This window comes from Pedobacter africanus, from assembly GCF_900176535.1.
GTDB classification, from domain to species: Bacteria; Bacteroidota; Bacteroidia; order Sphingobacteriales; family Sphingobacteriaceae; genus Pedobacter; species Pedobacter africanus.
Genome location: NZ_FWXT01000002.1, coordinates 58,624 through 84,206 on the forward strand (window position 1 = coordinate 58,624; position 25,583 = coordinate 84,206).

General features: G+C 43.7%; 17 protein-coding genes and 1 other RNA gene. 15 read left to right on the top strand and 3 right to left on the bottom strand.

The window, feature by feature from the left end; all coding sequences use genetic code 11:
- Positions 1–199 precede the first annotated feature (199 nt).
- On the top strand, positions 200–2,071 hold the full coding sequence (locus B9A91_RS14615) for a TonB-dependent receptor plug domain-containing protein (protein WP_159451703.1): 1,872 nt from the start codon (positions 200–202) through the stop codon (positions 2,069–2,071).
- Here B9A91_RS14615 and B9A91_RS14620 read toward each other — a convergent pair.
- Positions 2,043–3,185 (bottom strand): histidine decarboxylase, encoded by a 1,143-nt coding sequence (locus B9A91_RS14620; protein ID WP_084239763.1) that lies wholly within the window; start codon positions 3,183–3,185, stop codon positions 2,043–2,045. The two genes, B9A91_RS14615 and B9A91_RS14620, sit on opposite strands and share 29 nt — an antisense overlap.
- Before the next feature lie 233 nt (positions 3,186–3,418).
- On the opposite strand from B9A91_RS14620, the gene B9A91_RS14625 reads away from it, so the two are divergent.
- The 12 genes from B9A91_RS14625 to B9A91_RS14680 all read left to right on the top strand — a co-directional run bounded on the left by B9A91_RS14625 (position 3,419) and on the right by B9A91_RS14680 (position 19,358).
- Positions 3,419–3,667 carry a hypothetical protein gene (locus B9A91_RS14625; protein ID WP_084239764.1) on the top strand — a complete coding sequence of 83 codons (249 nt, stop codon included), beginning with the start codon at positions 3,419–3,421 and terminating at the stop codon, positions 3,665–3,667.
- An 82-nt stretch (positions 3,668–3,749) separates the two neighbouring features.
- On the top strand, positions 3,750–5,213 hold the full coding sequence (gatB, locus tag B9A91_RS14630) for an Asp-tRNA(Asn)/Glu-tRNA(Gln) amidotransferase subunit GatB (protein ID WP_084240238.1): 1,464 nt from the start codon (positions 3,750–3,752) through the stop codon (positions 5,211–5,213).
- A 5-nt stretch (positions 5,214–5,218) separates the two neighbouring features.
- Entirely contained in the window at positions 5,219–6,328 is a 1,110-nt protein-coding gene (locus B9A91_RS14635) for a TlpA disulfide reductase family protein (protein WP_084239765.1), read from the top strand.
- 105 nt (positions 6,329–6,433) lie between these two features.
- The gene (locus B9A91_RS14640) at positions 6,434–7,123 is read left to right on the top strand and encodes a response regulator transcription factor (protein ID WP_084239766.1); all 690 of its coding nucleotides are present in this window, start codon (positions 6,434–6,436) and stop codon (positions 7,121–7,123) included.
- A gap of 30 nt (positions 7,124–7,153) precedes the next feature.
- The gene (locus tag B9A91_RS14645; protein WP_084239767.1) at positions 7,154–7,876 is read left to right on the top strand and encodes an RluA family pseudouridine synthase; all 723 of its coding nucleotides are present in this window, start codon (positions 7,154–7,156) and stop codon (positions 7,874–7,876) included.
- An 11-nt stretch (positions 7,877–7,887) separates the two neighbouring features.
- Positions 7,888–9,672, top strand: coding sequence for a chloride channel protein (locus B9A91_RS14650; RefSeq protein ID WP_084239768.1), 1,785 nt, complete (start codon positions 7,888–7,890; stop codon positions 9,670–9,672).
- 155 nt (positions 9,673–9,827) lie between these two features.
- Positions 9,828–10,391: an RNA polymerase sigma factor gene (locus B9A91_RS14655; RefSeq protein WP_084239769.1), complete on the top strand. Its 564-nt coding sequence runs from the start codon at positions 9,828–9,830 to the stop codon at positions 10,389–10,391.
- Positions 10,392–10,472: 81 nt separating this feature from the next.
- Positions 10,473–11,636 (top strand): FecR family protein, encoded by a 1,164-nt coding sequence (locus tag B9A91_RS14660; RefSeq protein WP_084239770.1) that lies wholly within the window; start codon positions 10,473–10,475, stop codon positions 11,634–11,636.
- A 233-nt stretch (positions 11,637–11,869) separates the two neighbouring features.
- Complete coding sequence (locus B9A91_RS14665) at positions 11,870–15,196, top strand: TonB-dependent receptor (RefSeq protein WP_159451704.1); 3,327 nt, start codon at positions 11,870–11,872, stop codon at positions 15,194–15,196.
- Between the two features lie 8 nt (positions 15,197–15,204).
- Positions 15,205–17,046 (top strand): RagB/SusD family nutrient uptake outer membrane protein, encoded by a 1,842-nt coding sequence (locus B9A91_RS14670; protein WP_084239772.1) that lies wholly within the window; start codon positions 15,205–15,207, stop codon positions 17,044–17,046.
- A 19-nt stretch (positions 17,047–17,065) separates the two neighbouring features.
- On the top strand, positions 17,066–18,025 hold the full coding sequence (locus tag B9A91_RS14675) for a BT_3987 domain-containing protein (RefSeq protein WP_084239773.1): 960 nt from the start codon (positions 17,066–17,068) through the stop codon (positions 18,023–18,025).
- 10 nt (positions 18,026–18,035) lie between these two features.
- Positions 18,036–19,358, top strand: a complete 1,323-nt coding sequence (locus tag B9A91_RS14680) for a DUF3472 domain-containing protein (RefSeq protein ID WP_084239774.1) — start codon at positions 18,036–18,038, stop codon at positions 19,356–19,358.
- A 47-nt stretch (positions 19,359–19,405) separates the two neighbouring features.
- Here B9A91_RS14680 and B9A91_RS14685 read toward each other — a convergent pair whose 3' ends face one another.
- Both B9A91_RS14685 and rnpB read right to left on the bottom strand, forming a co-directional pair.
- Positions 19,406–20,812 carry a sigma-54-dependent transcriptional regulator gene (locus tag B9A91_RS14685; protein WP_084239775.1) on the bottom strand — a complete coding sequence of 469 codons (1,407 nt, stop codon included), beginning with the start codon at positions 20,810–20,812 and terminating at the stop codon, positions 19,406–19,408.
- A gap of 72 nt (positions 20,813–20,884) precedes the next feature.
- Positions 20,885–21,259, bottom strand: an RNA gene (gene rnpB / locus B9A91_RS14690) — RNase P RNA component class A.
- A 675-nt stretch (positions 21,260–21,934) separates the two neighbouring features.
- On the opposite strand from rnpB, the gene B9A91_RS14695 reads away from it, so the two are divergent.
- Together B9A91_RS14695 and B9A91_RS14700 are read left to right on the top strand one after the other, a co-directional pair.
- Positions 21,935–24,298, top strand: a complete 2,364-nt coding sequence (locus B9A91_RS14695; protein WP_084239776.1) for a TonB-dependent receptor — start codon at positions 21,935–21,937, stop codon at positions 24,296–24,298.
- Between the two features lies 1 nt (position 24,299).
- Positions 24,300–25,523 carry a DUF4374 domain-containing protein gene (locus B9A91_RS14700; protein ID WP_084239777.1) on the top strand — a complete coding sequence of 408 codons (1,224 nt, stop codon included), beginning with the start codon at positions 24,300–24,302 and terminating at the stop codon, positions 25,521–25,523.
- Positions 25,524–25,583: the final 60 nt, after the last annotated feature.

The following is a 25,583-nucleotide window of genomic DNA, read 5'->3' on the forward strand; positions in this document are numbered from 1 at the left end:
TCCCGCTTTTTTTTATTCCTGTCCTTTTGGACAGGTTAATTTAATATGAAATCTTAACCTTTGTCGTTGCAGGTCTGGAAAAATTTATTTTAATGATGTAGGGTCATCCGCCCTTTAGCATACATCCATATCAAACCCCGGATAAAAGGATGGAGCAGGAATGCCGGAAACAGGCTATATTTGCCGCTCCAAAATTAAAATGAAGATGCATTTAAAAGGCCTTGTTTTTCCGGTACTGTTACTCTCCGCCACACTAACTGCTTATGCCCAGCAAGATACGATCAGGAAACTGAATGAAATTGTAATCAAAGAAAACAGGATACAGCTGCCATTTTCGAAACAGAACAGGAATATCTGGATCATAGACGCTGAAAAGATCAAAAATTTGCCGGCCAGATCGGTAGGCGAACTGCTCAGCTATGTTTCGGGTTTAGATATACGACAGCGTGGTCCGGGCGGCTTGCAGGCCGATATCAGTATAGATGGCGGGACTTTCGACCAGTCGCTCGTCCTGCTCAACGGCATTAAAGTTTCCGATCCGCAAACCGGTCACAACATGATGAACCTTCCGGTCAGTATCGATGACATTGACCATATTGAAATATTGCGTGGGTCAGCATCCAGAATTTATGGTATTAATGCCTTAACCGGCGCCATCAACATCGTGACAAGGAATGCCGTAAATACAGGAGCCGCCGCTAATGTTTTTGCTGGAAGTAGCTTTAAGAACAACATTTCAGGAGATAAGTACTACAATTATGGTTTGCGCGCCAGTGGCAATCTCGTCTTAAAAGGCTCTAGCCACCTCTTGTCGGCCGGTAAGGAAGCAGGAAATGGTTACCGTTACAATACTGCCTTCAATAATCAGAAAGTATATTATCAGGGAAAATACCAGGTAGGAAAAACAAATGCTTTGGATGTAATGGCGGGTTACGTGCACAACAATTTTGGTGCAAACAGCTTTTATTCTGCTCCAGGCGACAAGGAATCTGAAGAAACCATTAAAACGTTACTTGCTTCGGTTGCTTATACCAGCCGTTTAAGCCAGTACTGGACCATCGTACCCCGCATTAGCTATAGGAATAATGTAGATGATTATCTGTATATTAAGCAAACGCCGGATAAGTTTCATAACCATCACCAGACCCATGTTTTGGACGTCGAACTGAACAATACTATAGAGACAGAGATGGGAACATTTGGGCTGGGACTGGAAGCCAGGACCGAACGTATAAGCAGCACCAATCTGGGTAAAAGAAACCGTAACAATGCTGGTTTGTTTACCGAATATAAATTTGAGCCTCTAGCCGGATTACTGGCCAACCTTGGTGTTTATACCAATTACAATTCCGATTATGGCTGGCAGGCCTTTCCCGGACTGGATGTTGGCTATAACTTTTATGGCGACTGGCGGATATTTGCCAATCTGGGTACCGGACAACGCCTGCCAACCTATACCGATCTTTATTATAAAGGACCTACCAATATAGGGAACGATCAGTTGAAGCCTGAAAAATCAATATATGCAGAAGGCGGATTGAAATTTAACAATGAAAGGCTCCAGTTAAATGTAAGCTATTTTATACGCAGGATTGATAGTTTTATAGACTGGGTTAAAGCCCTGCAGACCGACCCATGGCAGCCGCAAAATTTCGGTCGTATCCATACCAAAGGTTTAACCCTTGCTGCAGATTATACCTTAAAAACCGGCAGCATAGTTTTAGATGATATCCGTTTAGGCGCATCTTATACCTATCTTAAACCCGACCTTAAAAAAACACTGGAAAGTGCAAACTTTTCCCGTTATGCACTGGAAAGTTTGCGCAACCAGCTGAGTACTACCTTAACTGCCAGCCTTTACCAGGCACTTACTTTAACACTGACCACTCGCTATTGCGAACGCATCAGTTATAAAGATTATATGACCATGGATGCAAGACTGGCTTTTAAAAGGCAGCATTACAGTATTTATGCCGACGCCGCAAATATATTCGACGTACAGTATATAGAAGCAGGAGCCGTTCCTATGCCAGGCAGCTGGTTTACACTGGGGCTAAAAACGGCTTTTTAACTGCTGTGATTTCCGCTATCAACTCATCAATCTGGTTTTTGTTTACATTAGGCATGCAGATGATGTGCGACCAGGAGTTTTCGGCAGCAAGTTGCCATTTCTGACGGATTTTGATATCAGGTTCGGGGAAGTTTACAGTAATGCTGTTGGCATTTCTCCAGGCTGGCAGCCCAATGGCCTTCAACTGCTGTTCGGCATAAGCTGCTACTTCCAGGCAATGGCTGGCACGTTCTTTTAAGCCTTTAATACCCAGCTTTTTGATCGTATACCACAAAAAGAGCGGACTATGTCCATTTCTTGAGCCAGAAATGGTGGTGTCCATACTGCCGATATAGGCCACAGAGCGGGCTATTCTGTCGCGGTTGGATTTTTTGACCACAACCACACCGCAGGGAATAGGCGAGCCGATAAATTTATGACCGCTAATGGCAATGCTGTCTGCACCATCTGCAAAATCAAATGCCGGACGGGGTTCAATCAACGCGCTATAGCTGCCAGATAAAGCCCCATCTGCATGGATATAATAATGTTTGATGGCCAGTTTTTTTAAAATCTGCCTGATCTTGCTGATGTCGTCCCTGGCTTCGGTCATCGTCGTGCCTATATTGGCCATAATGATCACTGGCATATGCCTGTTCATACGGATGGTGTTTTCCAGGTCTTCATAATCAATTTCTCCGTTATGCTGGGTGCTGATGACGATATTGGACATATTTAACAGATGCAGGTTCTTTTGCACACTGTAATGTGTAGCTTCCGAATAATACACCATGCCCTTAGGGTGCAGCTCCCTGGCCAGGTACAGGCCATACAGGTTACCTTCCGAGCCTCCGTTGGTCACATAACCCCAGCAATCGTCGGCTTGCGCTCTGAATAGCTCGGCAAAAAAGCGCACTACCTCTTTTTCAATTTCCCTTGAGCCTACAGCATAGGTAGAAGGTACAAAAGGGTCGCCCAGGTTATTCATCGGATACTCCATAAAAGGCATCAGTTCAGTATAACTAAAATCTTTCGAGACCGGATAGCCCATAAAATAACGGGTATTTAATTTTACTTCTTCCAGTAACCGGGCCAACACTTGTTCTTCGTTTGTTGATAAGGAATATTTACTCATTTTTGGTACTAAGTTTTTGAATTACAAAGCTATATTAACTGAAATAATGTGTGGTAATTTTTATTTAAATAGGAATATTATTTTGTTTATTTTTTGATTTTGGAATAAAAAACTGATTAGGTCTCCTTTTCGCTGAACTGACATCAAACAAATTTGCCTGCTCCGCGTTTTTTGTTTAAAATACAACGCTGGTTTAAGTACTTTAGAGGGCATTTAATTAATTACCGATTAAAATGACGGAAGAGAAAATCACTATACCATTCTACAAAAGAAGAGAATTCAGGTACCTTGCCATCGCCTGTACTGCACTTTTAGGGACAGCCATTGGTGCTGTTTTCTACAACAAGCACCCCCGGCCTGTAAAGAAAAAAAAACAAACTGTAGTTCAAACAGAGACTTTACCGGCATCACCTCAAACGGATACGGTCAGCACAGATAGCTTAAACTATCCATTGCAGGACTCTCTGAGCAGCAGCAGATAGCAGGCTTTGTTTCATCATAACTTATAAATGGTTATGTTTGTATGTAAAATACATCAGGAACCAAGAAAACTATTGCGCACAAATGAGTACGAAAACTCCAGTTTCTCTATCAGAATTCGAATTGGTATCTGGTTTAGAGATCCACGTACAGTTAAATACACAATCCAAAATATTCTCACCAGATAGTGCATCTTTTGGTGCAAAACCCAATGAACACATTTCAGCAGTTTCACTGGCATTGCCGGGTGCGCTGCCAAAACTGAATAAAGAAGTGGTTGCAAAGGCCGTGCGGATGGGCCTGGCCTTAAACTGCAGCATCAACCAGGTTAATTATTTTGACAGAAAGAACTATTTTTATGCCGATCTGCCTAAGGGTTACCAGATTACGCAGGACAATAAGCCGATTTGCCAAAATGGCTTTCTTAATGTTACCCTAAATACAGGTGAAGAAAAACGAATCGGAATTAACCGGATCCACCTGGAAGAAGATGCAGGTAAAAGCATGCATGATCAGGACGATAAATATTCTTATGTCGATCTGAACAGGGCAGGAGTGCCTTTAATTGAAATCGTAACAGAACCTGATATCCGCAGTGCCGAAGAAGCATCATTACTGCTTACCGAGATCAGAAAACTGGTGCGGTACCTCGACGTAAGTGACGGCAATATGGAAGAAGGCAGTCTGCGTTGCGATGCCAATATCTCCATTCGTAAAATGGGTGCATCCGAGTTTGGAACGCGCTGTGAAGTGAAAAATCTGAACTCCATCCGAAATGTACGCCGGGCGATAGAATTTGAATTTGTCCGTCAGCAGCAAGTGATCAGCAGTGGCGGAAATATCGTACAGAGTACCTTAACTTTTGATGCCGATCAGGGTACTACGGCACCTATGCGCAGTAAGGAAGAAGCCAACGATTACCGCTATTTTCCGGACCCGGACCTGGCACCAGTCCACATTTCCGACGAATGGCTTGCCCAGATGAAATTTGATATGCCTGCATTGCCACAGGAAATCGCCAAGAAACTGGTGGCCGATTATGCGGTAAGCAGTTCAGAAGCAACCATGTTATCGGAAGACCAGGACCTGCTGCTTTATTTTAACCATGCATTGGTGCATGTAAACAACAAAAAGAACCTGATTAACTGGCTGGCGGGCCCAATAAGGGCCATGCTCAATGAAAAGGAAGTCACGATAACGGATTTTAAGGTTGCACCCGAGCAATTGGCCGATGTGATTAATATGGTAGATGATAAGAAAATCAGTCAGCAGGTTGCCCTGCAGCAGCTGTTGCCCGAAATGGTTAAGGCACCTGCAGAAGATGTGATGGTATTGGCGGCAAAGCTGAATTTACTGATTGAAGACAATGGAGATGCATTATCTGCGTTTGTAGATGAAGTGCTTGCTAAATACCAGGCGCAGGTAGAAGCCTATAAGAAAGGAAAAAAAGGAGTGTTGGGACTGTTTGTCGGGGATGTGATGAAGCTGGCTAAAGGTAAGGCAGACCCACAGAAAATAAATCAATTGTTACAGGATAAGTTAAAATAATAGATATGATCAAAAAGATTGGATATGTGCTGGTACTTTGCATTGTGTTTGCCGCATGTAAGGATAAAAGTGGTTTTGTGATAGAAGGACAGTTTAAGAATGCTGCTGCTGGCAGCAAGGTGTACCTGTTTGGCTTACAAAAGGACCAGGCAAAACCCCTGGATTCTACCGTTTTTTCAGAAAAGGGCGAGTTTAAGTTTAGCCACAGCACGCCTGAAGCAGATTTTTTCAAGATCTCGTCCGGACATAGTGAATACATGATCATTGCGAAGAACGGCGATCACATCAAGATCGAAGCCGATCTGTCTGATAAAAATCTTTCCTACAGCATTTCGGGCGCTGCCGAGGCAGATAAATTGCAGGAGCTCAACAAAACTAAAAACCAGTATATGGTTAAAATAAATGAGATCCAAAGGAAATTTGATGAAACTGTTGCTGCCAAACCCGATCAAAGAGATGTGATCATGGAGCAGATGCGCCCGCAATATACGCAGGAAATTGATGCTTTAAATAAGGCAGTATTAAAATTTGCCCAGGAAAATACCAATTCGCTTGCAGGTTTTTATGCCGTGAACCTGCTAAATCCTGCCGAATACGAAAAAGAGCTGGTGGCTTATTCTGATAAAATAAAAAGCAGTTTTAACAAGAATCCGGCGGTAACTGAGTTTCTGCTGAGAATGGCTAAATTAAAGTCTGTTCAGATCGGACAACCGGCACCCCAGTTCAGCATCAACAGCGTTGATGGCAAGCCGCTTAAACTGTCCGACTTTAAAGGTAAATATGTAATGCTTGATTTCTGGGCCTCCTGGTGTACACCATGTCGTCAGGAAAATCCAAATGTAGTAAAGGCTTACCAGACCTATAAAGACAGGAACTTTACCATTTTAGGTATCTCTTTAGACAAGGATGTAGCGGCCTGGAAAGCTGCCATTGCAGCCGATAATTTAACCTGGGCACACGCCAGCGACCTGAAAGATTTTGACAGTCCTACTGCCGTGCTATATTCGATTGAGGCTATCCCAAGCTCTTTTATTATTGATCCGGATGGTAAAATCATTGCTAAAAACCTGCGTGGAGCAGCTTTGGATGATTTTTTAAATAAAACTTTACGCTAACCCTAAATTCATGTTAATATACAGGATGTTCTTAACAATTTGTTAACTTGGGTTTAACGCTATATTATAATTGATTACCTAATTTCGTAACAAATAATTAAAGCTATGAGCACCGTAAAACAGAAGATACTTATTGTTGATGATGAACCAGACATTTTAGAGTTGATAGAATATAACTTAAAAAAGGAAGGTTATCAGGTTTTCCTGGCGGGGAACGGACAGGAAGGTATTACTATTGCGAAGAAGGTGCACCCAGATCTGATCATCCTGGATATTATGATGCCGAAAATGGATGGTATAGAGGCTTGCCGTCTGATGCGTGCCATCCCTGAATTTAAAAATACGTTCATGGTGTTCCTTACTGCACGCAGTGAAGAATATTCTGAAATTGCCGGCTTTAATGTAGGCGCAGACGATTATATCGCTAAACCGATAAAACCACGCGCGCTGGTAAGCCGCATCAATGCCATCTTGAGAAGGAACTCAAGCACAGACGAGGTATCCGATAATAAAGTGGAGATCGGTGACCTGGTGATCGACCGTGAGGCTTACCTGGTTTACCAGGATGGTCAAAAGGTGGTACTGGCCAAAAAAGAGTTTGAATTGCTCTATCTGCTGGCTTCCAAACCCGGAAAAGTATACACCAGGGAATCCATCCTTAAAAACATCTGGGAAGACTCGGTAGTGGTTACCAACCGTACCATTGATGTGCATATCCGTAAGCTACGTGAAAAGCTGGGTGAATCCTATGTAGCCACAGTAAAAGGGGTAGGCTATAAATTCGAACTTTCTTAGTACTTTTGTGGCTAAGAAATTCGTATTATATTGAAATATCCCTCTTTTAAAGATCTGATCCTGTTTGAAAACGATGATTATATCGTAGTGAATAAACCGCCATTTGTTGCATCATTGGATGAACGCGGCGGTTCAGGAGAAGTTAATATTCTTCGTCTTGCCAAACAATACAGTGCTGATGCACAGGTTTGTCACCGTTTGGATAAAGAAACATCCGGAGCAATCATCATTGCCAAAACACCCGAAGCTTATCGTCATGTTTCCATACAGTTTGAAAAGCGCAAGGTCAATAAAACCTACCACGCTGTGGTCGACGGTCAGTTTAGCTTTAATGAACTTTTTATAGACCTGCCCATTCTGAATGACGGCAATAAAAGTGTAACCATTGACCGCAAAGAAGGCAAGCGTGCCGAAACCATTTTTAACACGCTAAAGAACTACAGACATTACACGCTGGTAGAATGTAAGCCCATCACCGGGCGTATGCACCAGATCAGAATCCACCTGGCCACACAGCGAGCTGCAATTGCCGGCGATGACATGTACAGAGGAAAACCTGTATACCTTTCCAGTTTAAAAAAAGGCTACAGGTTAGCCAAGGATGAAGAGGAACAACCTATTATGAAACGCTTTGCACTGCATGCCAGGCATGTGGTATTTAAGGGTACCGACGGACAGGATATCATCATTGAAGCACCGTACCCTAAAGACTTCGCAACGCTCATCAAATTATTGGATAAGTTTGATGCATAAAACAGTTTAAAATGTATGTAAGGGCGGTAAATTATATAGACAGCATTAACCAATACAGGAAGACAAAAATATCGAATAGAAATTTTCTGGTCATCGCGGCCCTCATTGTGGGCATACTGGCGGGACTTGCTGCTTCACTGCTCAAAACCTTAACCCATCACATAGAAGATTTTCTACAGTCGGGTTTTCACTGGCAATACAAGTACTATCTCTTTTTCATTTTTCCTTTCATCGGTATATTGCTGTCGGTTATGTATGTGCGCAGGTTCATCAGAAAGGGAGAATTTGAAACCGGCCTAACACCTATATTGTATACCATTTCCAAAAAATCAAGTAAAATTGAACCGCATAATATCTATTCGCAGGTCATTACCGCTGCGCTTACCGTTGGATTTGGTGGCTCTACAGGTTTGGAAGCACCTATAGTAACCAGTGGCGGTGGTATAGGTTCTGTAGTGGGTCGTTTTTTTGGCCTATCCTACAGGGAAACCACTTTACTGCTGGCCTGCGGTGCAGCAGCTGGTATTGCAGCGGCTTTCGGCAGCCCCATTGCAGGTATTGTATTTGCCATAGAAGTCCTGCTGCCGGAGTTTACCATTCCGGCATTTATACCCTTATTGCTGGCTTCTGCTACAGCAGCGGTAGTATCGCGCCTGTTTTATAACGAACAGCTCTTTTACCTGGTAACCGAGGGCTGGCAAATAAATGCACTGATCTATTACGTCTTGCTGGCGGTCCTGATCGGCCTGTTTTCTATCTATTTCAAAAAGATAAATGGCATTATTAAATCTGCTTTTTACAAAATCAGTAACCCTTATAAAAAAGTGGTGCTGGGTGGCTTAATGCTGGGGCTGCTGGTATTTTTATTTCCAACCCTGTATGGTGAGGGCTATATCACGATTAAAAACCTGCTTGGGGGCAATTACACTGCGGTGATTTCAAACAGTATTTTTTCAGACTACAGCAGCCTGCCCTGGGTAATCATTTTGTTTACCTTGATTACAGTGTTCGCCAAGTCGGCCGCAACCCTGATCACATTAGGGGCGGGCGGAAACGGAGGTATTTTTGCACCAAGTTTAATTATGGGCGGTTTAATAGGTTTTGCTGTTGCATTTACTGTGAATACGCTTGGTATTGCCCATTTAAATGTCGCTAATTTTATAGTTGCCGGTATGGCAGCCTCGCTGAGTGCCATCATGCACGCACCGCTTACAGGTATTTTCCTGATTGCGGAAATTACAGGGGGCTATATTTTAATGGTACCCTTAATGATCACATCAGCAATCGCTTACCTGATTAACCGGGGCAAATATAAATATTCAATTTATACAGAACCCCTGGCCAAAAAAGGCGAATTGCTTTCGCATGAAGATAAAGACACTACCGTTTTGAACATGATGAAGCTAAGGTACCTGGTAGAAAAAGATTACCTGATGCTGGGCCAAAACGAACTGCTGTCTGAAAAATGGAATGAAATGCTGCAGTCTAAGCGCAACCTGTTTCCGGTCGTAGGGGAAGGACTGGAGTTTAAGGGACTGGTATATGCAGAAGATATGCTGAAAAAAGGAATACATACCGGTGAGGAACTGCATGTGAACGACCTGATGCAGGAGGCTCCCGGACTGGTATTTATTTCTGACCCTTTGAAACTGGTACTGGAGAAGATGGAAAAGGAAAACGCCTGGCTGCTTCCTGTGCTGGATGAAGAAAGACGGTACCTGGGCTTTGTTTCCAAAACCAGTATCTTTAACAAATACAGGGCTTTGTTAAGCAGACAGGCCGACTATATGGAGTAGGTTGAATTTTACGCAAACGTTTGTGTAGCATTTCTGTTATAAATTATTTATAGCTTTATCCTGACACAACAAAAACTGAACGGAGAATATTTAATAACCACCTGGACGTGTAAATAAACGAAGGAATATTTCTTCGCGCCCAGTTAAATATTTGTATGAGTAGACTGCTACATGTAGATGACGAAGATTTACTGACTTTATTTCAGCAGGGCGATGCCTGTGCCTATAAAGCCATATACGATAAGTACTGGGCACTGCTTTATCGGCATGCGCGTAAAATGCTGCAGAACGATGATGAGGCCAAAGATGTCGTTCAGGAGGTCTTTACCATGTTTTGGGCAAAGGCGAAGGACCTCGCCATAAAAACTCCTTTGGCCGCCTTTCTTTATACCAGTACAAGAAACAGGATATTGGATCAGGTTAAGCATTCAAAAGTAAAAGCCAGGTATATGGCCTCGCTGAAGGTAGAAATGGCAATTGAGGCAGCAGCGCCGGATAGTCTTGTGCGTGAACGCGACCTTGCGCGCCGGATAGAAGCCGAAATCCAATCGCTGCCTCCCAAAATGCGGGCAGTCTTTGAACTGAGCAGGAAGGAGCATAAAACATACAAAGAAATATCAGATTATCTGAACATCTCTGATAAGACGGTCAAAAAGCAAGTGAACAATGCCTTGCATATCCTGAGGACCAAACTTACCTCGTTTTTGATGTTTTTTTAATTTTTTTTAGTCCCGGCTACTACCTGCCGTTCCCTAAGTCGTTATACTTCTAAATCGCTCTTAAGAACGGTTTGTAAAACGATGAAACATACACATTCAGAACAGGAAGAACTACTTGATAAATTTAATAAGGGACTATGTACGCCCGAAGAAATAGCTGTTGTTGAAAACTGGTATAACAAACAAAGCCTCATTTCAAAGGATGAATTGCCTGAACCTGATCTGGATGATGCAAACGACGCCATCTGGAAAGGGATATCCGGCAAACTAACAGCTGCAGGGTATCAGGCCCCTTCGGCCGTCAGGACTTTCAGCATAAAACGGCTGCTGGTTGCAGCTTCTTTGTTTGTGGTGCTGGGGGCAGGCTTATTTTATTTTGCAACACAATATGCAAATGGGCATAAAGAAAGTCTGGCCACAACACAAGCTCAAATTAAACCCGGAACAAATAAAGCTTACCTTACACTGGCCGATGGAAAACGAATTGCCTTAACAGATAGTACAACAGGCACACTCGCCTTGCAGGGGAGTGTTAAAATTACCAAAACGGCCGATGGACAGATCGCCTACCAGATTGTTGAGCAGGGTAAGGAACAGGCCGGTAAATACAATACCCTGGAGGCCCCTAAGGGAGGCCAGTACCAGATTACCTTGATAGATGGTACTAAAGTATGGCTAAATGCTGCTTCTGCCTTAAAATATCCAACAAAATTTGATGGTGCAGAAAGAAAGGTTGAGCTTACAGGTGAAGCTTATTTTGAGGTTGCCAAAGATAAAAAGAAACCTTTCAGGATTATTTCCGACAACCAGACCATAGAAGTATTGGGCACACATTTCAATGTAAATGCTTACAGTGATGAATCTGCAATTAAAACCACACTCCTGGAAGGCAGTGTGAAAGTATTTCGTACCGCGGAGGGTAGCAGTTATAAGATATTAGCACCCGGACAGCAATCGGTGCTCTCTCCATCGGCATTAAATGTAAAAGAGGTAGATACAGAAGAAGCAGTGGCCTGGAAAGAAGGCTATTTTATTTTTGACAACGATAACCTTAAAGCCTTGATGCGCAAGCTGGAACGCTGGTATGATGTAGAGGTGGACTACCAGGGAATTGCCGACGACAAGACCAAAATAACAGGAACGCTTACAAGGAATACGCAGCTTGCAGAAGTACTGAAACTATTGGAAGAAACAGATAAGTTTAAATTTAAAACTGAAGGAAGGAGGATCACCATTATGCGCTAAACTTTACCCTGCGTTGATCCGGTAAAATTAAAAAAGGGGTGTTGTAGCACCCCCGTAGAAAAGTCCGGGTCATCCTTCTCAAAACAGTCTGACAAAACAATTAATCGAATCTGATTACCATTCGGCACGGAAATGCCATGCGTAATCGCTGACCAAAACTAACCAAATGTATGAAAATTTATTTGTCTGGTTTATATAGGAGCCTCTGTATGAACAAGAAAATTCTATTAGCAATGAAGTTGACCATAATTTTGTTAATATCGGCATTACTGCAAGTCAGTGCAGCCAGCATAGCGCAACGGAAAATTACGCTGAATGTTAGCAATATGCCTTTGAACAATGTGCTCAAGGCCATCCATAAACAATCAGGCTATAACATCATTATCCTTTCTACCGATATGGATAAGATAAAACCGCTGACTTTAAGCCTGAAAGCAGTAACGCTGGAAGATGCACTGGAGAAAGTACTGGCAAAAGGCCCCCTGACTTTTACCCTTATGGGAAAATCCATAGTGGTCAAAGAAAAGCCCGCAGAACCTATTTACCGGCTAAAAACCAATGCAAAACCATTAAAGATATCAGGTACCGTAAAAGACGAACTGGCCAACCCGATCCCCGGTGTGAGTGTAAAGGTAAAGGGCGAGCAGAATGGGACAGTAACTAACAATGCAGGCAAATATACCATAGAAGTGGAACCAACGGATACGCTAGAGTTCTCCTTCATTGGTTATAAGAAACAGACGGTACCGGTTAGAAACAGGGTAGACCTGAACATTACCCTGGAGCCTGAAGAGGGCAGCCTGGCAGAAGTAGCCGTAGTCGGTTTTGGCAGGCAAAAGAAAGCCAGTCTGGTTGGTGCCCAGGTAACCTTAAAACCAGAGGAATTAAAACTCCCTGTACGCGATTTAACTTCCGCTATCGCTGGTCGTCTGGCAGGTGTGGTTGCTTATCAAAGAGGCGGAGCACCCGGCGCTGATGGCGCAGATATCTTTATCCGTGGTATTGCCACTTTCGCTTCCAGTCCGCAAACCCCTTTACTGGTAGTTGATGGTGTGCCAGATCGTTCAATTAATAACATTGATCCTGAAGATGTAGAGAGTTTTACCGTTTTAAAAGATGCTTCAGCAACTGCAGTATATGGTACAAGGGGGGCAAATGGTGTCATTATCATCATCACTAAGAAAGGCAAAGCCGGCAAACCAACTATCAATGCGGAGGCCAACCAGGGCGCCAGCAAATTTACTGAACTGCCAAAATTTCTGGATGCTCCTTCATTCATGAACCTGTATAATGAAGGGCTTACCATGAGGGGGCGTACGCCTTTGTATACCGAAGAACGTATTGCCAAACATACTTCTGGCGAAGACCCAGACCTGTATCCGAATGTGAACTGGTACAATACCCTGTTCAACAAATACGGAAGAAACAACAGGTTCAGTTTGAATGTAAGGGGCGGTTCGGAAACTTCTAATTATTACATTTCAGCAGGCTATTATGGTGAAGTGGGGATGTTCAAGCGCGACGAGGTGCAATCCTATAATTCAACCCTAAAACTCGACCGCTTCAATTTTACCAGTAACGTAGGGGTAAACATCACTGGTACCACAAAACTTGATTTCGGGATCAATGGCTACATTACCAATGTTAATCAGCCGGGCTATGGTGTTAACGAACTTTTTGCCCTGGCCACAAGTTCTGCGCCGCACATTATACCTGCAAAATACTCAAACGGTTTATGGCCGCAATTGCCTGGTACACTGCCGAGCCCCTTTATGGCACTTACACAATCAGGTGTTACCAATACTTACAACAATGCCGTACGTTCCAATCTGAAAGTAGTTCAGGATATGAATTTCATTACACAGGGGCTAAATCTTTCGGCGCTCTTTGCATTTGATGTTAATGTAACTAATAACCTGGACAGAATCCGGACATTGCAAACTTATTTTGCCAGTGGAAGGGATGCTGATGGGAACCTGATTACCGCTATAAGCACCCCTGGAACAGCCAATCTGGGCTTTGCTTATTCCAGGTATGGCGACAGGCGTTTCTACAATGAATTTTCTCTCAACTATTCCAGAAAATTCGGGGATCATGATGTATCCGGGCTAGCCTTGTTCAATCAATCTGATTACAGCGATGCCAGGGCAAATGTAACCGATTATAAAGGGGCCATTCCCTACCGCCAGCGCAATCTGGTAGGCCGGGGTACCTATGGTTACAAAGACAGGTACTTTGTAGAAGCAAACTTTTCTTATTCCGGCTCAGATAATTTCATTCCAAGTAAACGTTATGGATTCTTTCCCTCAATAGGTGCAGGCTGGATCGTATCCAATGAAGAGTTCTTTGAATCCTTAAAAGGTATATTTTCGCACTTTAAATTGCGTTACACTTACGGTAAATCGGGAAATGCCGCAGTAACCAGTTCAGCACTCAGGTTCCTTTACCTTACCACTATTGGTAATAGCGGTTATGATTATACTTTTGGTGAACCCGGTGCTACCAGAAATTATGCCGGCTTTGGTGAAAGCCGTATCGGTGGAGATGTAAAATGGGAAAGCTCTTACAGGCAGAATTTAGGGATTGAAATGAACTTTCTTAAAGATGACCTTCAGTTGATTGTAGAGCTGTTTAATGAAAAGCGAAGAGGTATTTTATTGCCCAACTATGTAATCCCTTATAACTCGGGATTTACCATAGGGAACATTCCTTACAATAACATCGGTGCTACCGGAAATAAGGGAATAGATGCCACACTAAACTATACCAGGAATTTTTCCAAAGACAACTTCTTTAGTTTTAGGGGAACGTTTAACTACAACAAAAACCTGGCTGAATTTGATGGTTTGCCGCCATGGCGTTACGATTACCTGAACAGAATTGGCCAGCCGATCAGTCAGCGTTTTGGCTATATCGCAACCGGTCTTTTTAAAGACCAGGATGAAATTGACAATGCCGCAGTACAAACCGGTGATGTCAGGCCAGGGGATATCCGTTATAAGGATTTGAATGGGGACGGAATCATTAACTCGAACGACCAGACAGCCATAGGTTATGGTGCAGTACCACGGATTGTATATGGACTTAACCTGGGCGGTGGCTTTAAAAAATTCGACATCAGTCTGTTTTTCCAAGGGGCGGCCCTCGTGGATTTTAGTTATGCCAGCGGTTTTGGTACCACACCTTTTTCTCAAGGGCCTTCTTACGGAAACGTATATACCACCATTAATGACCGCTGGACTCCTGAAAATCCGAACCCAAATGCGTTTTATCCAAGGTTGTCTACCAATCAGGATATCACAACCAATTATAACACCAGCACCTGGTGGATCAAACGTGCGGATTATATCCGTTTGAAGAGCGCAGAGATTGGTTATACATTTGACAACAAATTGTTGCAAAAAGCGGCTATAAAACGCCTGCGGATATTTGCTAACGGGACCAATCTGCTCACCTTTTCAAAATGGAAATTCTGGGACCCGGAACTTGGTGATGGCAGAGGAGCCACCTATCCTAACATTACCACATACAATATAGGTTTACGTGCTAATTTTCAATAACAGAAGCCATGAAAACTAAAAAGATAAATAAAATATTCGCTGCATTGCTATGTGTGGCCACAATTTTACCCCTGGGCTGTAAAAAGGGATATTTTGATACTGTTCCAGACAACCTGATAAAAGTAGAGGATATTTTTACCAACAGAGGGCAGACAGAAAGCTGGCTTGCCGGCTTGTATTCAATGGTGCCCGACATATGGAACCAGGATAACTTTGGTTATGTATTTCACACCACTACCGACGAGATGGATGCTTCCAACTGGAACACGCCTGCAATAGTAAGTGGTGCCCTGTCGCCGAGCAATACCCCCACAAGGTTTACCAGTTATTACGAACGAATCCGTGCTGCCACCATTTTCCTGGAGAAGGTAGATGGCAATCAGGAAATACTCGGCCTGGTGAATGGTCCCGAACTCATTAAGCAGTACAAAGGCGAAGCACGTTTTCTAAGGGCGTTTTATTATTGGATGATGATGAAAGAACTGGGGCCAGTGGTGATTATGCCTTTAAAATCCGCGACACCTTCAGACGATTTTCAGATTCCAAGGAGCTCATGGGATGAATGTGTGGCTTTTGTGTTGCAGGAAATTGCTTTAGCTAAAGCAGATCTGCCACTGAACAATTATGTAGTAGGCAGCACTACCGACCTCGATATTGCCCAGACCGGGCGTATCAATAAGATCATCGCCACCGCAGTTGAATCTCAGATTTTGTTGTATCATGCCAGTCCGCTTTACAATGGAAACTCCGAATTTTCAGACTTTAAAAACCTGGATGGCAAAGTACTGATTAACCCGGTATATGATGCTACGCGCTGGAAAAAAGCCGCAGATGCAGCCAAACAAGCCATAGATATTGCTGTTTCCAATGGCAAGGGTATTTACAAGGTAACAGACGCTGATCCTTTCAGAGCGGCCTTTTTGGCTTGCAGAAACCTTTACTGGGATGGCTGGAAAACAGAAGGAATATGGTTAAGACCTGCAACAGCTACCAGTTCCTGGGAAATACGGGTAGCACCGCGGTCTACACAGGGAACTGGATACAATGGCTTGGGCGTTGTGCAAAGCCTGGTAGATGATTTCAGGATGAGCGACGGTTCGCCGATAGCCGGTAATCCTGCCTATAATGAAAATACCTATAATAAACCTGCTACAGTATACTATGTTGCCGGAACAAACACCATGTACACCGGTCGTGAAGCCCGTTTTTATGTAGACATTACCTTTAACGGGGCTGTTAATCCGGGCGTGGCGAAAACAGGCGCCAACAATGCAAGGGTTGAATTTTTCAATTCCGGAACTTCAGGTAAGGCAGGGGCGCCTAGAGATTGGCCTAAAACAGGTTATGTAGTTCGTAAGAACATACATCCTACCTATAGTGTAAACCCTGCCGTAAACGTAGCCCGGCCAGCTATGCTCATCAGGCTTGCAGAACTCTACCTGAACTATGCCGAAGCATTAAACGAGGCCGAGCCAGGTCATCCTGATGTATTGAAATACCTGAACGAGGTTCGGCTAAGAGGAGGTTTGCCTGCACTATCTGCCGGAGCAGACCAGCAGGAATTGCGTAAGCAGATTCGCCTGGAACGGAGAATTGAACTCTGTTTTGAAGGGGGCAACCGTTATTTTGATGTCCGCAGATGGAAAATTGCCGATCAGCTTGGATCTAACCAGGGCGGCGCTTTTTACGGCATGAACATGGATGCCGGCACCTCGCTTTCAGATCCTGCATTTCATAAACGGACACCTGTAATCAACAGGGCCTCATGGCAAAGAAGGTATTATTTTATGCCTTACGGCCAGAACGAAGCGGATAGAAACAAACAATTGGTCCAGTTTCCGGGCTACTAACCTTTATCAGAAGAAACATATGAATACTCAAAAATATAACCTTTTGGCATTGTTTGTTTTGCTTTGCTTTGCTGCCTGCAAAACAAATGACGCTTTTGAACTTGAAACCGACTCCAAAGCTGGTGCGCAGATATTTATTGCCAAGGCCAACAGAGGCACGCAGAATTTAACCATATTTCCTTATACGGACGATGCACGGGAATTTACCTTTGGTGCAGGTTATGGTGCATTGGGTTTACCGGCAAACAATATCAGTATTAAATTTTCTGTTGATCAGAAAGCGCTTGACAGCATCAATGCCATCCGCCTCAATTCGGCCCTGCCTCCCTATGAGAAATTTCCGGCAGATGCTTACCAGGTGGGCAAGCTGGAAGTTACCATTCCAAAAGGAGGGATGTCGTCCGATCTGGTTAGCATTAAGTACTTTTCCAAAAAGTTCAGTTCCGACAAAAGCTATTGTCTGCCCTTAACCATCACCGACGCCTCAGGGTATACCATCAGCCCTATGGCAAAGACGATTTTTATTGTTGCGCCAAAGCTGGAAGAAGTTCCGGCCACAACCACAGGCTGGATTGCCACAGCATCTACAGAGCAGGTAACAGGCGAATCTACAGGCCTCGCCTCTGCACTTATAGACGGCAATCTGGCTACCATATGGCATTCCAGGTATTCGCCATTGCCAAGGAGCAGTTACCCGCACTGGCTGAATTTCGATATGCTTCAACCTATATACGTGACTAAAGTAGCCATTGCCGCAAGGCAGAACAATGCCAATGGTTTTACTAAATTTAAGCTTGAAGGTACACTGGATGGCACAAACTGGATCCTGCTGGGCGATAACCTGGCTTTTGATCCGGCTGTAAAAAGCTTTCAGGAATATCCCATCACCAGGCAGTACCTGAGGCAGATCAGGGCAACCCTGCTCGAGGGTAAGCAAGATCTAACTTTTATGGCAGAGTTTACAGTTTACAGGTATTGATCTTAATCCTATGAAAAACCATAACCTGATCATAGCCCTGATGTTGTTCATGGCTATGATCACCCTTTCCTGTAAGAAGGCCGGGGCATCAAAAGCGGGCACAGAAAAGCCGGTTCCTGTCGTACCCGAACCGGTTAAACCTAATCCGGCAGGTCCTTCATTAATTGTACCGATGGCGGGCAATGCCTTTGTCACTACCCTTGCTGCAGGCAGCTCGGAAACCGTAACCAGCACTAAAATGGCAGGATGGACCAATCCAAATAGTGTTTTTAGTGCTTATTTCAGGTTAGGGGTACCAGGCAGCTTAAGCGTTAAAATGAAGGCCAGTGTACCTTCCGGCAGCAGCGTGGTTAAGCTCAGTATCAATGGTACACCTTTTACGGTAAACCTGTCGGGAGCAGCCTACAGCACTTACGAGGTAGGCAGCCTGAATATTACCGCCGCAGGCTATGTAAAAATCGACTTTCAGGGCATCTCCAAAACATCTACCTATTTTGCTGATGTTTCCGACCTGGAGATCAGCGGTAGCGCTACGGCCTCAAATGTGCTGTATGCCAATGATGCCAATAATTTTTACTGGTCCAGGCGTGGCCCTTCTGTTCACCTCAAATATGCTGTACCAGCAAATACAGAATGGTTTTATAGTGAACTTACAGTGCCGGCAGGGCAGGACAACATTGGAAGCTATTTTATGTCGAATGGTTTTGATGGTGGATATTTTGGTATCCAGGTAAACTCTGCGACAGAAAGAAGAGTGCTGTTTTCTGTGTGGAACCCGGCCAATGGAACGACAACCTGGACCAGGAAAGGGACTGATGTAGTTGCCACAACCTTCACCGGAGAAGGAGAGGGCGGACAGTCTTACCTGCTGTTTAACTGGGTAGCCGGGAACACCTATAAATTTCTTACGCAGGCCAAACCAGACGGACAGGGAAATACATTGTTCTCGGCCTGGTTTTTTGCACCCGAATTGAATCAATGGCGGTTTATGGTTACCTGGAAACGGCCAAATACCAATGCCCATTTGACAGGCGTTTATTCTTTTTTAGAGAATTTCAGGGATGTAAACGGCTATATGGGCAGAAAAGCGGAGTATCATAACCAATGGGCAAGAAGTGCTTCGGGGATCTGGACGGAGCTTACCAGTGCCTATTTTACCGGAGATGCTACGGTGAACAACGGGCAGCGAAAAGACTATGCAGCCGGGGTTACCAATGGCCGTTTCTACATGCAGAACGGCGGTTTTTTTGCTGATTTTGTAGAAGTTAAACAAACTTTTACCCGTCCAGCTACTGGAACTGCGCCGGTGATCGACTTTAACTCACTGCCTTAAAACCCGGTCATGAAAAAGCCTCCTGGAAATACCGGGAGGCTATTTAACTATTCTGCGGCCCGCTTAAGGCCAAACTTCTCTATCTTGCTGTACAGGTGACTGCGCTGAATGTCAATGTCATCGGCAGTTTTGGATACATTCCAGTTGTTCTTCTCCAGTTTAAACTTGATGAACTCTCTTTCGGCATGATCTTTATAATCCTGGAAATTGCTGAATTTATCATAATCAACAGCAGTGCCCGAAACAGCACCCGCATGGCCGTTGGACGAATTTGCTGAACCAATATTGGTACCCCCGCCCGGATTTGCAAATGCAACCACATCATTTTCTGTAATGACCTTATCGCTCAAAATGATCAAACGTTCTATCATGTTGTGCAGCTCACGTACATTACCTGTCCAGGGCAATGCCTGCAGCGCTGTCATGGCGCCATCACTGATCTTTTTAACCGGCATCCCGTAATCTCTGCAAATCTCTTCCAGGAAGTTCAATGCTATTTCAGGGATGTCTTCCGTACGTTCTGTCAAATGCGGAACATGGATATTGATCACATTCAGACGGTGGTACAAGTCCATCCTGAAATTTCCGGCCTCGATCTCTTTTAGCAGGTCTTTATTTGTTGCCGCAAGTACCCGTACATTTACTTCCAGCTCTTTTTCGCCCCCTACACGGGTAATTTTATGTTCCTGCAAGGCACGCAGTACTTTTGCCTGTGCAGAAAGGCTCATATCGCCAATTTCATCCAGGAAAAGTGTACCGCCATTCGCCAGTTCAAACTTACCGATGCGTTGTTTTACTGCTGAAGTAAAGGAGCCCTTCTCATGACCAAACAGTTCGCTTTCAATTAGTTCCGATGGTATAGCTGCGCAATTAACTTCTATCAGCGGGCTTTCAGCGCGCTGCGATTTTTCATGCAGCCAGCGGGCTACCAGTTCTTTACCACTACCATTTGCGCCTGTAATCAATACGCGCGCTTCAGTAGGGGCCACCCGTTCGATGGTTTCCTTAATTTTACTGATATTTTCAGAGCTGCCCAGGATATCCCTGGTTTTGCTTGCTTTTCTTTTAAGTACCTTGGTTTCGGTTACCAAAGTACCTCTGTCCAGCGCATTTCTAACGGTAATCAGTAGTCTGTTCAGGTCGGGCGGTTTGGAAATGAAATCAAAAGCCCCTTTTTTACTGGCCTCAATGGCAGTTTCCACTGTGCCGTGGCCGGATATCATGATAAAAGGAAGGTCCGGACTGTAGGCAAGTGCCTGTTCCAGTACTTCCATTCCATCCATCTTATTCATTTTTATGTCGCATAGCACCAGGTCATATTTCTTTTTCCTGATCAGGTCCAAGCCTTCTATGCCATTGTCAATATCTTCAACCTCGTAGTTTTCGTATTCTAAAATCTCACGGAGCGTATTCCTTATTGCCCTTTCATCATCAATTATCAATAGTTTTGCCATAGGTAATGCCAATCATTTTTGTGTTTGGGTACTAATATAATTTTTATTATCAATAACCCATTTATAAAATAATAAAAATGCAAGCCTGTAAGCCGGGTTCTGTGCCCGTAAACGGGATTCTACCATTAATCTACTATAAATGTTACCATTTATCTCTAACGACCTACCCACTAACATCGGACGAGCAGCCCTACATGCGTTAGCCTATTTGGTCTTTCAACTCCCGGGGTTTACCAGTGCTCCGGTTACCCGGAACAATCGTGAGCTCTTACCTCACGTTTTCAACCTTACCTGTGCCTGAGCCATTGGCGGTGTATTTTCTGCGGCACTTTCCATAATTCAGGCATTCATTCCTGAACCTCTTCCCGTTAGGAAGCGGGATGCGCTGTGTTGCCCGGACTTTCCTCTTTTCCTGTAAACAGGAACAGCGGTAGAACAGCTTGCATTTTCTGCAAAGATACCATTTCTTTTTTGATACGGTTCCATCTTATCTTAAAAGGATTTAATGGTTTTGATAATAGCAGAAAAATTAAACCTCATTATAACGAATAACATATAACTTGTTTTTCCTGGCAATTCTTAGTATATTCAAATATCAACGACCGCTCTTTTACTCAAAAAATCTCAGATCATACTAAAATAGCTAGTCCGCCTGAGCTGCGCTTTGCCTTCACTGCTAATAATTACAAGTAATTCACATATAAAAGACATATAAAACACTAGATTAACCTACTATTGAGTTACCCTTGAGTTACCGTTGGAATAGGGTTGATATACCCCTGGGGTATTTCAAGGGTATTCCAACTATGGAATTTACTTGTGGTTTATATGTGAATATTATGGCATTATATGACACTCATATACTATGGTTCAGGAAGTCAAAGGCTATCTTTATAGATTGGCCCTGGAATTTGGGCCGAGGTCATAACCAAATATAAACTCGCTCACCTCATCTGCTGCAATAAAAAGGGTAGGGGTTAGCCAAATAAGAATTTCTTTTAAAGTTTATTTGGACTTGTTCTAAATAAACCTATATTTGCGGTATAAAAAAAGCCACACGGTTCGGACCCGTGCGGCTTATCCCGGGAGAACCCGGTTCACCTTTAATCGTAGTTAAAAGTAATGCAAATTAAGAAATTTTTGCTGCCGGCCATAGTATGTGCCAATGTTTTTTTTGCAAATGCCCAGACACAACTGTCAGGCATCACTGGAAAGGTAAAAAGCAGTAATGGCACAGCGGTTCCTGCAGCAACCGTCAGGCTCCAGAATTCCTCGTATGGGGCGGTCTCAGATGAAAACGGAAATTACAGCATCAGCAATGTAAAGCCCGGTAGTTACATACTAAGTGTTACTGCAATTGGCTTTAAAGCCCGGAAAAAGAATATAAAGGTAGAAGCGGGCCCGCCGCAAAATGCTGACTTCAGTCTTGAAGAAGATGCGCATAACATGGAAACGGTTAACGTCATTGGGCGTACCAAGGCGCAGGAAGTAAACAGGCAGGCTTTTAATGTGACGGCGATCGACGCAAAAAAGCTATACAACACTACGCTGGATATTTCAGGGGCCTTGGATCGTGTAGGAGGCGTAAGGGTACGGGAAACAGGCGGCGTAGGTTCCAGTTTCAATTTATCCATCAATGGTTTTTCCGGGAACCGTATCAGGTATTTTATTGATGGAATTCCGATGGATAATTTTGGTTCCTCTTTTCAGATCAATAACATCCCGATCAATATTGCCGATCGTGTGGAAGTTTATAAAGGAGTGGTTCCCATGTGGCTGGGCTCTGATGCCCTTGGAGGTGCCATCAACATTGTAACCAGTGACTACTACCGTAACTATGCAGACATTTCTTACGCTTATGGCTCTTTCAATACTCACAGAACTGTTATTAACGCCGCCGCTACTACGAAAAATGGATTTACGGTACAGTTAAATGCCTTCCAGAATTATTCCGACAACAACTATAAGGTGCATGTAGAAGCTGCTGATATCAATACCGGTGCCTATGCACCCGAAGCTGTCTTACCACGGTTTCACGATACCTATCATAATGAAACACTGATTGCCAATGTGGGGCTGGTTGACAAAAGTTTTGCAGATAAACTTCTACTAGGGATGACCATGGGTAAAAACTACAAAGAAATGCAGACTGGTGCACGTATGGCAGTTGTTTATGGAGGATGGCACAGACGGGGCAGTATCATGATGCCGAGCCTTAAATATAAGAAGGAAAACCTGATTAAAGGGCTTGACCTGACCATCAATGCCAATTACAACCTGGGCTACGAGCAAAACATTGATACCGTAAGCGGGAGGTTTGACTGGTATGGCGGGTTCAGGCCAATTGGCTCCAGCGGAGAGCAGGGACGTACCATGACCAGGTACAGAAACAACAACGGATTGGCTACGGCTATGGCTAGCTACCGTCTTAACGAAAATAGTTCCATCTCTCTGAATAATGTTTACAATACTTTTAACCGAAAGGTAAATGATAAGGAAAACCCCGGCAATGCAGATAATAACCGGGTAAAGAAACTCAGCAAAAATGTAATCGGTTTAGGTTATTCTTATGATCTGAAAGACAGATTTAGTCTTACCGTTTTTGGAAAACTGCTGACACAAAGGTCCGTCATCAGCGATAATGGAGGGGGGCAGCCGGGAATTGACAAAATAGGGTATGGTGCCGCGCTAAGCTACCATTTAAAGCCTGACTTCCAGTTGAAAGCTTCTTATGAGCTGGCTAACCGCTTGCCGGAGTCAAACGATATATTCGGGGATCTGGAAAACCTGATAGGCAACCCAAATTTAAGACCGGAGAACAGTCATAACCTTAACGCAGGATTCAGCTATGGATTTGCATGGAATAAAGATCACCGTTTTTCAGTAGCCGCAAATGGAATTTACCGCTATGCCAGCGACTATATCATGATGTCATTTGCCCCCAATCAAAACAAAAACATACTGGAAAACAGGGAAGCTGTAAAAGCCTGGGGTGGAGATGCCGAAATCAGGTATTCCTATAAAGGCTGGTTAAGCGCTGGTGCAACATTTACTTATCAGATGATCAAAAACCTGGAGGAATATGTGAACGATAATAATGGTAACCGTACCAGCACCCTGAGCCCGGTATACCTGGACCAGGTGCCTAACATTCCCTACCTGTTTGGGAATGCAGATGTATCTGCAGCATTGAAAAATGTATGGAGAAAGGGCAACAACCTGAACATCGGCTATAACCTCATGTATGTGCACGAATTCTGGTTGTATTGGCCAAGCAGAGGACAAAGAGATGTTACGAGCAAATTTGTTGTGCCTGCACAGTTGTCCCACGACATAAATATTGTGTACAGTATGGCTCAGGGCAAGTACAACATCGGCCTGGAAGCACGCAATATTACTGATGAACGGATGTACGATAATTTTAGCCTGCAAAAGCCTGGTCGTGCTTTTTATTTAAACCTTAGATATTTCTTTAACAACAAATAATATGAAAACAAACTTTACAAAAGCGCTAGCTGCGCTCAGTCTGGCTGTGGCGATGACCTCATGCACTAAGAATAATAAAGATGTCCCTGAAAATCCGGGCAATTTTATTCTGGCCGTTACACCTGCCGCAACAACTGGCGTGGCCGATTATCTGCTGACGGCAGGAAGCCTGGAATCCGGAACGATCTCTACTGCCGGAAACGGAATTGAGCAGGACGGTTCTTATCGTTACTATGTAACCAGTAACAACAAGTTTTTTAGTATGCTGTACGGACAGGGAAATCCGGGTGCGGTTACTACTTATAATATTACCAACGGTAAGCTGACTAAAATATCTAATTTCCAATCGGAAACGGTGCAGGCTTTTGCTCCCGTAAACGATGATATCCTGATGTTTAAAATTCCAAGAACAATTGCAGCAACCGGTAATACGCTGGCTACCTGGTATCGTGTTAATACCAATAGTTTGCTCATTGCCGCAGACGGCAGTGTAAATGCAATTGAACCTACAGGTAATGGCGAGATTGCTCACTTCAGTTGGATCAAGCAGGTCGGAAATAAAGTGTATGCACCTTTCTTCGGGATAAAGAACAGATCATTTGAGACTGATTATCCTGATTATGCAGGTATTGCGGTGTATTCTTACCCTGATATGAAGTACGAGAAAACCATCAAAGACACACGTACCAGCTTTATCGGAAGGTATTTTGTAGATGGCCTTGGCCTGGTTGAAAATGGGGATGTATACGCCTTCTCCAGTGCTGTTGCACAATCAGGGGGAGTGATGACTTCAACCAAACCTTCCGCGATTATCCGTATCAAATCAGGTACTGAAGTATTTGACAATACTTATTTTATGAATTTTGAAACAGCTTCAAATGGATATGTGATCACTAACTGGTTGTATATTGGCAACAACAACTTTGTAGCCCATATTGAACCTAAAGTGACAAAAGGCGCTTACGCCACAGGCAGACAACTGGCCATAGTAAACGTTGTAAACAGTACTGTGAAGCTGGTAAGCGGTTTACCTGCAGTTTCCGAGATCTCAGGTATCACTACCAATAATTATACACCTAAAGACGGTAGAACCGCTTACGTTGGTGTAAACCTCGCAAATTCAGCTGGCAGCTATGTTTACAAAATTGATGCGGGCACAGCGACAGCAACCAGAGGGTTAAAAGTTGAGGGTGGGGTAATCACAGCTATTCAGCATCTGCAGTAAGTCAGACTGCAGCCTCATAGTTATTAACGCACAACACTTATTTATCTGGAATAATTATAA

Bases quoted from the DNA above. Each gene is read 5' to 3' on its own strand.
- B9A91_RS14615 (WP_159451703.1), top strand. From the start codon at position 200: ATGAAGATGCATTTAAAAGGCCTTGTTTTTCCGGTACTGTTACTCTCC.
- B9A91_RS14620 (WP_084239763.1), bottom strand. From the start codon at position 3,185: ATGAGTAAATATTCCTTATCAACAAACGAAGAACAAGTGTTGGCCCGG.
- B9A91_RS14625 (WP_084239764.1), top strand. From the start codon at position 3,419: ATGACGGAAGAGAAAATCACTATACCATTCTACAAAAGAAGAGAATTC.
- gatB (WP_084240238.1), top strand. From the start codon at position 3,750: ATGAGTACGAAAACTCCAGTTTCTCTATCAGAATTCGAATTGGTATCT.
- B9A91_RS14635 (WP_084239765.1), top strand. From the start codon at position 5,219: ATGATCAAAAAGATTGGATATGTGCTGGTACTTTGCATTGTGTTTGCC.
- B9A91_RS14640 (WP_084239766.1), top strand. From the start codon at position 6,434: ATGAGCACCGTAAAACAGAAGATACTTATTGTTGATGATGAACCAGAC.
- B9A91_RS14650 (WP_084239768.1), top strand. From the start codon at position 7,888: ATGTATGTAAGGGCGGTAAATTATATAGACAGCATTAACCAATACAGG.
- B9A91_RS14655 (WP_084239769.1), top strand. From the start codon at position 9,828: ATGAGTAGACTGCTACATGTAGATGACGAAGATTTACTGACTTTATTT.
- B9A91_RS14660 (WP_084239770.1), top strand. From the start codon at position 10,473: ATGAAACATACACATTCAGAACAGGAAGAACTACTTGATAAATTTAAT.
- B9A91_RS14665 (WP_159451704.1), top strand. From the start codon at position 11,870: ATGAAGTTGACCATAATTTTGTTAATATCGGCATTACTGCAAGTCAGT.
- B9A91_RS14670 (WP_084239772.1), top strand. From the start codon at position 15,205: ATGAAAACTAAAAAGATAAATAAAATATTCGCTGCATTGCTATGTGTG.
- B9A91_RS14675 (WP_084239773.1), top strand. From the start codon at position 17,066: ATGAATACTCAAAAATATAACCTTTTGGCATTGTTTGTTTTGCTTTGC.
- B9A91_RS14680 (WP_084239774.1), top strand. From the start codon at position 18,036: ATGAAAAACCATAACCTGATCATAGCCCTGATGTTGTTCATGGCTATG.
- B9A91_RS14685 (WP_084239775.1), bottom strand. From the start codon at position 20,812: ATGGCAAAACTATTGATAATTGATGATGAAAGGGCAATAAGGAATACG.
- B9A91_RS14695 (WP_084239776.1), top strand. From the start codon at position 21,935: ATGCAAATTAAGAAATTTTTGCTGCCGGCCATAGTATGTGCCAATGTT.
- B9A91_RS14700 (WP_084239777.1), top strand. From the start codon at position 24,300: ATGAAAACAAACTTTACAAAAGCGCTAGCTGCGCTCAGTCTGGCTGTG.